At 59.6% G+C, this 12,335-nt stretch carries 5 protein-coding genes; 1 reads left to right on the top strand and 4 read right to left on the bottom strand.

The genetic code is table 11. From position 1 onward, the window contains the following. The first annotated feature begins 41 nt into the window (after positions 1-41). Entirely contained in the window at positions 42-1,082 is a 1,041-nt protein-coding gene (locus N2601_RS26015; RefSeq protein ID WP_260304236.1) for a FecR family protein, read from the top strand. Between the two features lie 36 nt (positions 1,083-1,118). Here N2601_RS26015 and N2601_RS26010 read toward each other — a convergent pair whose 3' ends face one another. The 4 genes from N2601_RS26010 to N2601_RS25995 all read right to left on the bottom strand — a co-directional run bounded on the left by N2601_RS26010 (position 1,119) and on the right by N2601_RS25995 (position 12,214). Next, the gene (locus N2601_RS26010; protein WP_311319448.1) at positions 1,119-3,290 is read right to left on the bottom strand and encodes a CHASE2 domain-containing protein; all 2,172 of its coding nucleotides are present in this window, start codon (positions 3,288-3,290) and stop codon (positions 1,119-1,121) included. Between the two features lie 207 nt (positions 3,291-3,497). Further along, positions 3,498-5,705, bottom strand: coding sequence for a 1,4-alpha-glucan branching protein GlgB (gene glgB, locus N2601_RS26005; RefSeq protein WP_260304235.1), 2,208 nt, complete (start codon positions 5,703-5,705; stop codon positions 3,498-3,500). Next, positions 5,705-8,983, bottom strand: coding sequence for a maltose alpha-D-glucosyltransferase (gene treS / locus N2601_RS26000; RefSeq protein WP_260304234.1), 3,279 nt, complete (start codon positions 8,981-8,983; stop codon positions 5,705-5,707). The genes glgB and treS overlap by 1 nt, the downstream gene beginning before the upstream one ends. Further along, on the bottom strand, positions 8,984-12,214 hold the full coding sequence (locus tag N2601_RS25995) for a maltotransferase domain-containing protein (protein ID WP_260304233.1): 3,231 nt from the start codon (positions 12,212-12,214) through the stop codon (positions 8,984-8,986). It lies immediately after the preceding gene. Positions 12,215-12,335 lie beyond the last annotated feature (121 nt).

Here is a 12,335-nt window from a genome sequence, read left to right as displayed (position 1 = left end):
GATTATCCTATGGTAAAACATGGATAATCTTGGAGGGTCGGATGTTGTATCCGCGTGACGCTGTGATCGCTGTACTGGGCGTCATGCTGCTCGCGCCCTTGCCTTTGACAGCCGCCGAGAAGGTCGGCCAGGCGGTGCTGATCAAAACCGAGGTCACGGGCCAAGGCGGCCCGATGGAGGTCGATGATCCCGTCCACCGGGACGAGCAAATTCGCACCTCCCTCTCCGGCCTTGGACAGTTCACATTTCGGGATGGCACGAAACTGGCTGTTGGAGCCGGCTCCTCTGTCGTCATCGACAAATTCGTCTTCGACGACTCGGGCTCGGTCAAAAAGCTGACCGTAAATGCGGCGAAGGGCACTTTTCGCTGGATGAGCGGAAATTCGAACCACTCGGCCTATCAGATCGTGACTCCCGCCGGTACGATCGGCGTGCGCGGGACGGTATTTGATTTCTATGTCGGTTCCAACGGCACGACGGCGGTCGTTCTGTTGAGTGGCGCGGCGCAGTTCTGTGGTGCGGGCGGCTGCAAGCAGTTGAAGCAGCAATGCGACTGCGTCGTTGCCAAACGCAACGGTGAGATCAGCGATCCGCGCCGGGTCAACCGCGACGTTCTCAAGACGCTAGGCAATCAGCGAGCCTTGCCGTTCCTCTCCGGCGATCAACAGCTTTCAGGACGAATGGGCTTTGTCGGCGGCGGCGGATGCGGCCTGTCGACGGCGATGAAAGATCGGCCCAACGGCATATCGCCGCGCAGCGTTCCCGCGAATAATCCCGCTCCGGCACAGCCCAATACGCCCAGCGCACCGAGCCCGCGGGCCGAGGCGCCGGCTGCGCCAAGTACGCCCGAAACACCCAGCACGCCGAAGACTCCAGACCCGCCAAGCACACCTGACAAGCCGGGTAAACCTCACGAGCATGACAGGGACGACGGCAAGCATCACGGTCACCACGATCATCACGGCAAAGGCGACCACGGATGGGGTGATCACAGCCGAGGCGACCAAGACGACGATGGCGATGATGATGGCGGCGACCACGGCGATCATGGCGATCACGGCGGCGGGCATCACCATCGGTAGCGCAGACGGTGTTGCGGGCGATGGCTGCATATTCGGCTAGAGGTCGGCCGCCTTGTCTGCAGATTCGTCGATGAAATGTCCGGCTCGCCGCGAAATCTGGCCGTAAAATTCCTGCAATAGCCCTGTCGCCACGACCTGCGCCTTGAGCTTTGTGGCGCCGACGAGTTTGCGGCTGCTCGTCGAGCGTGTTCGCAGAGCAGCGACAAGCCGCCTGTGCATGGCCCAAAGTTCCACAAAATCGGCCGATCTTGCCAGGCGCGCATCGCCGACCACCGCAAAGAGTTTGGTCCGCATGCTCTTACCCTTCAGGGTCAGCGCTCCCGCCTCGAGCAGAGCGCAATCGGACAGCAAGCTTGCTGTCGGCTCGGATACCAGAATGTCGAAATTGATGTCCTTGCAGGCGGATTCGATGCGCGCGGCAATGTTCACGGCATCGCCGACTGCGGAGTAATTGAAGCGCGTCTCGGCACCCATGTTGCCGACGCAGGCAAGCCCGGTATGGATGCCGATCCCTATCCTGACCCGCCGTTCGTCCCCGAAACCGAATGCGTCGCTGTTATTGAGGCGAGCGAGTGTTTCCCGCATGCCCAGTGCCGCCTGCACGGCCTTGCCGGCATGGTCGGAGACATCGACGGGAGCGTTCCAGAAAGCCATGATCGAATCCCCGATGAACTTGTCGAGCGTGCCGTCGTTGGCGATGACATGGTGGCTCAGCGCGTCGAGCAGCGTGTTCAGGAATGCGACGAGGGCGGTCGGGGTCATCTCCTCGCTGATCTGGGTGAAGTTTCGCACGTCAACGAACATGACGGTCAGCTCGCGCTCATCTCCTCCAAGGCGCAGGGCATTGCGCGTATGTTCGATGCGATAGAGCAGCGACGGCGAGAGATAGTGGCCGAAAGCCCGCCGCACGTCACGTCGTTCCCGGTCGGTCACGAGAAAGCGAAATGCCGTCGCGGCGAAATGCGTGATCGATCCGGCGACGATCGGTGCCAGCGGGTCGAAGAGAAGTCCGCCGTAGAGGAAGGCAAGCCAGGAGGCGACAAGGGCAAAAAAGGTAATCAGCAGGCCGCAGCCAAGTGCGACCGCCGGATTGACGAAGGTGGTGAGGATCACCAGAAGGCTGCCCAAGACGGCAATCGACAGGATTTCCATCCCATCCGCCCAATCCGGCCGGGAAAGGAAACGACCTGAAAGGATCTGCTCGACGATCTGCGCATGAATGGAGACACCCGGCACGTTTTCACCAAGCGCCGTCGTGCGGACATCCTGGAGGCCGGAAGCGGAGGTTCCGATGAAAACGATACTGCCTTCTACCGCGCTTCTGATATCGGGGGAGGGGTCTTCGGGCACGAGTACCTTAGCTGCCGAAATATACCGTTCCGCGGTGTCGGGGCTGACATAGAGCCAGAGCTCCCCCGCTGCCGTTACCGGCACCACGAAGTTGCCGATCTTGATCCGGGTCAGGGTATTCGGCGTGTTCGGTGCTGCGTCGAGGACGTAGGTGGAGGCTCCCTGTGCGACACGGAGCGCTTCGAGCGCGAGATTGGGATAAAGCCGTTTGCCGTCGCTGAGGAAAAGCGGAACTGCGCGCACCACCGCCGATGATGCGCCGGGATTGAGGCTGATATGACCGAGGCCCGCGGCATTGGCTTCCAATTGCGGCTGCAGCGGCGTCGCCGCCTTGATGGCGGGCGGCGCACCGAAGGGGCTTTCGCCGGTATAGGCAAAGCCTGCCTTGACGGGCGGCAGATAGTTTCCCTCGTTGGAGAGGCCGAAGCCCAGCACCACGGGCTTTCCGGATAGCGATTGGGAAAAAATCTCATCATTATCCGGCAGTTTGCCCAGCAGCGAGGGGTCGATACCGGAGACGTCGCGAACGACATTGCGAGGAGACAGGCGGTCGGGCTCGGCGAAAAGGACATCGAAAGCGATGGCGGACGCGCCCATATCGGAAAGCTTGTCCACAAGGGCAGCAATCCGGTTTCTCGGCCAAGGCCATTGCCCGAATTCGCGTAGGGACGCTTCGTCTATGTCGATGACCCGGACAGGCTGGTTTTCGAAGGTCCTGGGCACCAGGCGCTGATACTGGTCGAATGTCAAATCGCGGGCGAGTCTTAGCAATTGAGGATCGCTTGCCCGCAGGGTCGTCAGCGCTGTGACGATCGCCAGGCCGATAACGACGCCAATTTGCTGTGCGCGCGTCACCATTACGGTGTCAGTCCCTTTGCCCCCGCGTCCCGGCAATAAGTAGCAATTCGGAGAGATACAAAAATCTATTGATCTGCTGCTGCGCCGAGGAAGAATATGCTGCCTTGTTCCTGGGAGCGATGCAATGATCAAAGTATCTGAGGAATAACGAAAAGGATTTTTGCGCAGTCAGCTAGCATGAGGCTGGCTCGGTGGCCGCTCTCGCAATCATCTAGGGCTTTTAATGAAGATGGTCGAGAGTGGCGGCAGCCTGAGGGATAGCGAGGCGGGGCGCCCGTTCAGCGAAGACAAGGCCGCCGGCAGCGCCCCGTTCACCAAGCCGGTGCCACCATATTCATGTGCATCGCTATTGAACTCCTCGATCCATATCCCTTCGGTCGGAACGCCGATGCGATAGTTGTCGCGCGGAACGGGCGTAAAATTCGACACAATAAGGATCGAATAGGAGCGGTCTTTCGGAAACCGTAGCATCGCGAAAACGGAATTGGCCGCGTCGTCGACCACCGCCCATTCGAATCCTTGTGGATCAAGATCGCCGAACTGCAGGGCTTCCTCCCTGCCATAAAGGCCATTCAGATCTCTTACCAGACGCTGCAAGCAGGCGTGTCGCGGCTGGTCGAGGACATCCCAGGTCACGGATTGATCGTGTTGCCACTCGCCCCGCTGGGCAATTTCCCCGCCCATGAAAAGAAGCTTCTTGCCCGGATAGCCCCACATGAAAGCGAGATAGGCCCGAAGATTGGCGAATTTCTGCCAGGTATCGCCCGGCATTTTCGTCAGAAGCGAGCCCTTTCCGTGGACCACTTCATCGTGGGAGAGCGGCAGCATGAAGCGTTCGGAATAGGCATAGATCATGCCGAAGGTCATCATGTCATGATGATGGCGGCGGTAAACGGGATCCTTGGACATGTAGGTGAGGCTGTCATGCATCCAGCCCATGTTCCATTTGATGTCAAAGCCCAGGCCGCCTTGCTCCGGTGGTTTCGTCACCCCGGGCCATGCCGTGGATTCCTCGGCGATCATGACTGCGTGGGGGCATCGTTGATGAATGATGCTGTTGAGGTGCTTGAGGAATTCGACCGCTTCCAGGTTCTCCCGTCCGCCATATTGATTGGGTATCCATTCGCCTTCATTGCGGCTGTAGTCGCGGTAGAGCATCGAAGCCACCGCATCCACCCTCAGGCCATCCACGTGGTAGCGCTCCAACCACTCCAAGGCGCTGGCGATCAGGAAGCCTTTCACCTCGTTGCGGCCGAGATTGTAAATCAACGTGTTCCAATCCCCGTGGAAACCCTCCCGGGGATCCTCGTGTTCGTATAGGGCGCTGCCGTCGAAGCGGGCGAGGCCCCAGACATCGGTCGGAAAGTGCGCGGGCACCCAGTCCAAGATCACACCCAGGCCTGCTCCATGGCACCGATCGACAAAATAAGCAAAGTCTTCCGGTGTGCCGTAGCGTCCTGTCGGGGCGAAAAGGCCCAGAGGCTGGTAGCCCCAGGAGCCGCCGAACGGATACTCCATGATGGGAAGCAACTCTATGTGGGTAAACCCCATGTCATGCGCATAGGGGACGAGCCGCTGGCTGAGTTCGATCCAATCGAAAGACCTGTTGCCGTCCTGAAGATTTCGAAGCCAGGAACCCACATGCACTTCGTAGACCGAGACGGCCCCTTCCAGGCCATTTCTCGATTGTCGGGAATGGATCCATTTGTCATCGCTCCAGCGGAACGGCCTTGAGGAGGCGACGATGGAGGCGGTGGAAGGAGCAGCTTCGCTCGCCCGCGCCACCGGATCGGCTTTTTGTGGAAGGCGGGTGCCGCTTGCATCGATAATCTCGAACTTATAGCGCTCGCCGGGCGTCAGCCGGGGAATGAAGATTTCCCAAACGCCCGCAGGCGCCCGCAGGCGCATGGGGTTGCGTCGGCCGTCCCAGGAATTGAAATCTCCAACAACCGAAACCCGTTGTGCATTCGGTGCCCATACTGCAAAGCGAACGCCGGCAATGCCGTCGATCTCCATGGCGATGGCGCCGAGAGTCCGGCTCAGATTGTAGTGGGTTCCCTCGGAAATCAGATGGAGATCGAGTTCGCCGAGCAGAGGCCCGAAGCTGTAGGGATCCTCAGTCGTTTGAACCGCGTCCGGCCACTTGATCCGAAGGCAATAGTCCATTTTTGAAGCAATGGCGGCGGCAAACAGTCCAGCCGGGTGAACAAGCTGGCAGGCCGTCAGGACATGGCCGCTCGCCGTGTCGATGATATCAACCGCATCGGCGCCGGGCATGAAGATCCGCACGATCGTGAATATGCCGTGCTTATGGATTCCAAGGATGGCAAACGGATCGCCATGGCGTCCTTGCATCAGCGCCGCAATCGCGTCGTGTCCGATGTCGGCGAGAAGATCGGAGCGTTCGATATCCACTAGCGAGCCTCCATAAGATTGGAGAGGATGCCCGAAAGCCCTGCTAACGGAATGGGCAGCCATTTCGGCCGGTTCCGTGCCTCGTAGGCGACTTCATAAGCAGCCTTTTCCAGAAGAAAGGCGTCGAGAATCCTGCGCCGCTGTTGGGGCGGCATGGACAGTGCAGTCGACGCAGAAATTGCTTCGAAATAAGCATGCAGAAAAGCCCGTTCCGCATTCCCGGCGAAACGCGCGATGGCCTTCCGCCGACGCTCGTTCTCGTGCTCGATGACCGCATCATTGTCGAGGTCGGCGGTCGCGGCGAGATAACTCAGCGACCGCAACAGTCCGGCCACATCCCGCAAGGGACTTGTCTTGGCCCGGCGCTCGGCAAGGTTCCTCGCGGGCTCGCCTTCGAAATCAATGATCACCGCATCGCCTTCGCTGACGAGGATCTGGCCGAGATGAAAGTCGCCATGCACGCGTGTCATGAGCGTGCCGCGGACGCTTTCGGCCAGCATATCGGCGAGGTCGATAATCGATGCCTGGCGCTTCAGAAGCGGCCTCGCCAGCGCATCGATATCCGGATCGGCGGTCTCATCCAGTTCCGCAAGCTTCGATAGGGCATAGGAGACTTCGCCGGTGATTGCTTTCTTCAGCAATGCGACCTCGGCATCGGCCGCAGTGACCGGTTTGAAAGCCTCCTCCTCGGTACTTTGGGCGAGAACCACATGCAACTCGCCGAGCCGCTGACCGACCATGCCGACGAAGTTCGTCAGCGACTGGAAAAAATCGTCGCGCGGCTGAGCGGCCGGATCGCTCAAGGCGAATTCGTCGGCGGCGCGACGAAGATTGCTCAGCATCCAGTTCCAGGCGTCGCCCTGGTTTCGGATCGCGCCCTGGACGATGAGGAGAGTGGATCGGCGTCCGCCGGAATCCGTATGCGCAACCTCGCCCAGGAAGGGGGCAGTGTGGTCATAGCCAGCCCGGGTCAGAAAGCGCGTCATCTCGACTTCCGGATGCATGCCGGGAAAGATATGCCGGATCAGTTTGATGATGACCAGGTCGCCGATGATCAGCGAACTATTCGACTGCTCTGCCGAGAGCCAATGGATCGGCATGTCAGCGGTCATTTCAAGATGATCGAGCTGATCGGTACCGATGAACTCTATGGTTCCCGTGCGGCCGGTGGTGTGGGACCGTTCGCAAAGGCCGCGCACGATCCCGCGCGCCATCGCATCCACGGCAAACCCGTCCGTCAGGAAGCCGACGCGCCGGCCCTGGCGGAGCCTGCCCAGCGCGAGCTGCTGGGCGAGTATGGGGGGCTGTGTGTCATCCCACGCCACGGCGAGCGGAAGCTGGTACGATTCCATGTGATCCGGAAGCGTCGCCTCCAATTCACCGAGCACGACGCCTTCGGCAAACGGGATAGGTGTCGCAGAAATCAGCCGGGCCGCCTGCAGCGTCTGGTCTTTCGCGCCAAACCAGCGGCGCTTGGCAAGATAGGCCGGCAGGATCTCGGAATTCAGGATGTTCGCATGCCTGGGCTCATCCACCAATTCCAGCAGGTTCCGGCGGATGACCATCGTCAACAGGTCGGGGAGCTGCTCGGGAGGGGCTGTCCGCCAGGCGGGCCCATCCGCATGGGCGACCAACTGGAACCAGAAGAAGCCGTAGGGCGGTAGCGTCAACAGGTAGGTCAATTGGCCAATGGGCGGAAATGGCGACATGCCCGTCAATTCTATCGGCACGCGCGCCTCGAATTGCGACAGGTCGAGTTCCACGGCCTGCGGCAGCCGGGAAAGATTGGCAACGCAGAGAATGGTTTCGTCTTCGAATTCGCGAAGATAGGCAAGAATCTTACGGTTGTCCGGCGAGAGGAAACGCAGCGAGCCGCGTCCGAATGCCGGATGTTTGCCACGCAGCGCCAGCATCCTGCGCATCCAGTTGAGAAGCGAATGGGCATCCGTGCTTTGCGCCTCGACATTGACGGCTTCAAATCCATAGAGCGGATCGGCAATCGGCGGCAAAACGAGGCGCGCGGGGTCCGCGCGCGAGAAGCCGGCGTTGCGGTCGAAAGACCACTGCATCGGGGTCCTGACACCGTCCCTGTCGCCCAAATAGATATTGTCGCCCATGCCGATTTCGTCGCCATAATAAATCACCGGCGTTCCCGGCATGGATAGGAGAAGCGCGTTCATGAGTTCGATGCGGCGGCGGTCGCGCTCCATCAGCGGCGCAAGGCGCCGGCGGATGCCGAGATTGATGCGCGCGCGCTTATCGGAGGCATAAGTTTCCCAGAGATAATCGCGCTCGGCGTCGGTGACCATTTCGAGCGTCAGCTCATCGTGATTGCGCAGGAATATCGCCCATTGGCAGATGTCCGGAATTTCTGGCGTCTGGCGCAGGATATCGGTGATCGGAAAACGGTCTTCTTTGGCGATCGCCATGTACATGCGCGGCATCAGCGGGAAGTGAAACGCCATATGGCATTCGTCGCCGTCGCCGAAATATTCGCGCGTATCTTCCGGCCATTGGTTCGCCTCAGCCAGCAGCATCACGCCGGGATGGGTCGAATCCAACGCCGCGCGTATCCGCTTCAGGATCGCGTGGGTTTCGGGCAGGTTCTCGTTGATCGTGCCTTCCCGCTCGACGAGGTAGGGGATCGCATCCAGGCGAAAACCGTCGATGCCCGTTTCCAGCCAAAAGCGCATCACTTTCAGCAATTCTTCCATCACCAGGGGATTGTCGAAGTTCAGATCCGGCTGGTGCGAGTAGAACCGATGCCAATAATAGGCGCCGGCGACCGGATCCCAGGTCCAGTTGGATTTTTCGGTATCGACGAAAATGATGCGGGTTTCTGAAAACCTCTGATCGGTATCCGACCAGAGGTAAAAATCCCGTTCGGGCGACCCTGCCGGCGCTTGGCGGGCACGCTGGAACCAGGGGTGCTGATCCGAGGTGTGATTGATCACGAGTTCGATGATGACGTGGATATTGCGCTGATGGGCGGCGTCCACGAAGGCGCGAAAGTCCTCCATCGTCCCGTAATCCGGACTGACGTTGCCGTAATCGGCAATGTCATAACCGTCGTCGCGGCGCGGCGAGGGGAAGAAGGGCAGCAGCCAAATGGCGTTGATTCCAAGCGCCGCGATATGGTCGAGCTTTTGATGCAGCCCCGCAAAATCGCCGACGCCATCATTATTGCCATCGTAGAACGATTTGATATGGAGCTGATAGATCATCGCATCCTTGTACCAGAGCGGATCGCGTTCCCTGTCGCGCTGCATCGTATCCATTCATGCCTCCCTTGACCGGACGCGCCAGATCGCGAAGGGCAGGCTTTGTGGATCAAGCCTGATCCTCTGCCGTTTGCCGGTCCAACTGAAGCGACCGCCGCCGATGAGATCCTCGGCGTCCAACGTGCCGCCATCCCCGAGTGACCAGTGCCAGAGCGGTATCTCAATCTCGCTCTCCTGCGGATGATCGGGATCAAGGCTGATGGCGACGAGCAGGACGTTGTCGCGGGCAGGGTTCGCTTTTTCGAAAAAGAGAATATTTTCGTTGGGTGCGTTGAGAAGCGTTAGCCCCAGATGCGAATGCAATGCGCTGTTTTCGCTTCTGATCCGGTTGAGCATCCGGATTTCGGCGATGATGTTTCCGGGCCGATCATGATCCCAGGAGCGGATCTCATATTTTTCGCTGTCGGCATATTCTTTCCGCTTGGCGTCGGGACGTCCCTCGCAAAGTTCGAAGCCGTTATAGACACCCCAAAGACCTGAAAGAGTTGCCGCGAGCGCGGCGCGGATCAGGAAGGCCGGGCGAGGGGCATCCTGCAGAAAATCCGGATTGATATCATGCGTGTTGACGAAGAAATGCGGGCGGAAAAAATCCTTCGCGGCTGTCTGGGTGAGCTCCCGCATATATTGCTCGAGTTCCCACTTGGAATTGCGCCAGGTGAAGTATGTGTAGGATTGGGAAAAGCCGAGCTTTGCAAGCCGGTACATGACTTTCGGCTTGGTGAACGCTTCCGACAGGAAAACCACATCCGGATGACGCGCCCTGATATCGTCGATCAGCCATTCCCAGAAAGGAAACGGTTTGGTGTGGGGATTGTCGACTCGAAACAATTTTACGCCCTGATCCACCCATAACTGGACGACCCGCAGCAGCTCGAGCCATAGCCCGGGCACCGAATCCTTCGTGTAAAAATCGACGTTGACGATGTCCTCGTATTTTTTCGGCGGGTTCTCGGCGTAACGGATCGTCCCATCCGGCCGCCAGTCAAACCAGCCCGGATGCTGCTTCAGCCACGGGTGATCAGGCGATGTCTGGATGGCGAGATCGAGTGCAATCTCGAGGCCATGATGCTCGGCCGCTTTGATCAGGCGGCGAAAATCCTCAAAAGTGCCGAGTTCCGGATGGATGGAATCGTGGCCGCCATCGGAGGAGCCGATGGCATAGGGGCTGCCAGGATCGTCGGGGGCCGCCTGCAGGCTGTTGTTGCGGCCTTTCCGGTTGGTCGAACCGATCGGATGGATCGGCGGGAAATAGAGCACATCAAAGCCCATGTCGCGAATGGCGGGCAGTCTGGCGATAACGTCATCGAAGGTGCCATGCCTGTCTGGATCGCCGCTCTGCGACCGCGGGAAGATTTGGTACCAGCTTGCATATGCCGCGCACTTCCGCTCGGCATCGACTGCGCTAGCCTCCGAGCGAACCCGGAATGGCCGCTTGTCGGCTCGCGCCATCAGATCGGACGTATGCGCATTGCGCAAAATTGAGGTCCGCTCCGCCTGGGAGGAGAATTCCAGTTTCTGAAACAGGGCCTGCAGCTCGGCTCGAAGGGCGCCTTGCGCCTCTGCAAGCGCTGCACGAATGAGGTTCATTCCTTCCTGAATCTCGAGCTTGAGATCGAGCCGTGCCTCGTTCTTCTTCGCCAGCTCATAGCGAAAGATCGCAAACAGGCTCCTCCAGGCTTCGACTGCGAATTCATAGCGACCGACCCGCTCCAGCGGGAATTCGGCGCGCCAGCGATCGTTCTCGACCAGCCGCATTTCCGCCTCGCTCCATGCGCTCGCATCCATGGAGCGCCACATCAGAGCCGCGGCGATCGGATCATGTCCGTCGGCGAAGATGTCAGCCTCGACGGAAACGATGTCACCGACAACCCGCTTGACTGGAAATCGTCCATCATCGACCCGCGGCATGATGTTTTCGATTGCCAGGCGCGGCGAAGCGGTTGCCCGTTCAATGTCGAGCGTGGGGGCAACCGTGATCGGCGTCGACGCCGTCGCCTCGAACGCGATGATTTCTCCCGCGCGCAGGCGAAGGGTCGCATCAATCCCATTCGAGAAGGGGAGAAAGCCAGACGCTGCTTCGCGTAGCGCCATCAAAGGCGCAGGCGCACTTTGCCGAAGGTCTCGGTTGAGGAGGATGATCTGTATACGGTCGGCGTTCCGCAGATCCTCTTCGTTTGAATGAATGAGAGCCGATACCGGGCTTTTTGCGCTGCGGATGAGAGAAAGCGACGAATGAAATCTCGCGCCGTTCGTGCCGATTTGCGTGTTGGCGGCGCGAATCTCGGAGGAGATATCGAAGGTCAGGTCATGGCGAAGACCTCGCAATCCCGATCCGTCTCCATGGGTGGGATCGAGCGGCAGCGCGGCGCCATATTCGAATCCCATTGGGACCATGAGCCCGCCGCCCAACGACGTGGCAAGCCGCAACGCCCTTATGGACCGGCGCTCGCGTATTTCCCGGCTTTCCGTGCCGTGGGCCATACGTTTGGCAAAGGGCGGCTCTGGAAAAGCGATTTGCCAGCCAAGCGGCTGCTGGACGCGATGTTCCTCGATGAACCACCTTTCGTCGAAGTCCCACCAGGCCATCGATGAAAAGCAGCCATTGAAGCCTGCACCGTCCAATCCAGCTCGCGCCTCGAAGGCGGTACCGGGCGTCCAGGCAAAGAATTGCACATTCGGCGCCTTCTCCCGGACCGCTGCGATCAAGGATCGCCATAGCTCCGGGGGCACCCGATCGGTGCCAAGGCAGCGATAACCCGATATTCCAAGCTGCGTCAGTGCCTGCAGCCGTTTTGTCCACTCTGCCAATAGCTGCGATTGCTGATCTTCCGCGGCGAGGGTGACAAGCGAGCTGCGCGCGTCCAATGGCGAGAGCCTCGGATCGAGCGGACGCGTATCCTCGGATGCGTCGCGCGCCTTCCTGTCGAGCACGAGGTCCATCATGAGCGCCATGCCGCGCTCTCTGGCCGCCAGCGTCAAAGCTCTCAAACCATCGACGAGAGATGTTCCAAGCGAGAATTCAGGGTCGAGATTTTCGAAATTCCGTGCTGCGAACACGCTGTCGCCGCCCCGCTCGAAAAGAGGTGCGGTCAGAACTGTATCGAAGCCGATGTTCTTTGCGTGGTTGAAGACTTCGCGCCAGGCATCGATCCCTCTGAGAAGCAGGGGATTGACGTAGTAAATCTGGGGTGGAGTGCTCGGCAACCCCTCGTTCGCAGTTGATGTCATCGCCGCTGCTCACGTTGGTTCGACATGAGAGTTCGACATGACAACTTTCGCCGCCGCCGCTTTGTTCCCTTTTTTATGCCGCCAGATTGGCTCGCCGACATGTTCTCCTTGAATCAGCACG

The sequence above is a fragment of the Rhizobium sp. CB3060 genome, assembly GCF_025200735.1.
Classification (GTDB): Bacteria; Pseudomonadota; Alphaproteobacteria; order Rhizobiales; family Rhizobiaceae; genus Rhizobium.
The sequence above is the reverse complement of the archived record's forward strand: the minus strand, read 5'-3'. Positions and strand labels throughout refer to the sequence as shown.

What these genes read in the sequence shown, in the direction of transcription:
- N2601_RS25995 (WP_260304233.1), bottom strand. Translation starts at nt 12,214, where the DNA reads ATGACATCAACTGCGAACGAGGGGTTGCCGAGCACTCCACCCCAGATT.
- N2601_RS26015 (WP_260304236.1), top strand. Translation starts at nt 42, where the DNA reads ATGTTGTATCCGCGTGACGCTGTGATCGCTGTACTGGGCGTCATGCTG.
- N2601_RS26010 (WP_311319448.1), bottom strand. Translation starts at nt 3,290, where the DNA reads ATGGTGACGCGCGCACAGCAAATTGGCGTCGTTATCGGCCTGGCGATC.
- treS (WP_260304234.1), bottom strand. Translation starts at nt 8,983, where the DNA reads ATGGATACGATGCAGCGCGACAGGGAACGCGATCCGCTCTGGTACAAG.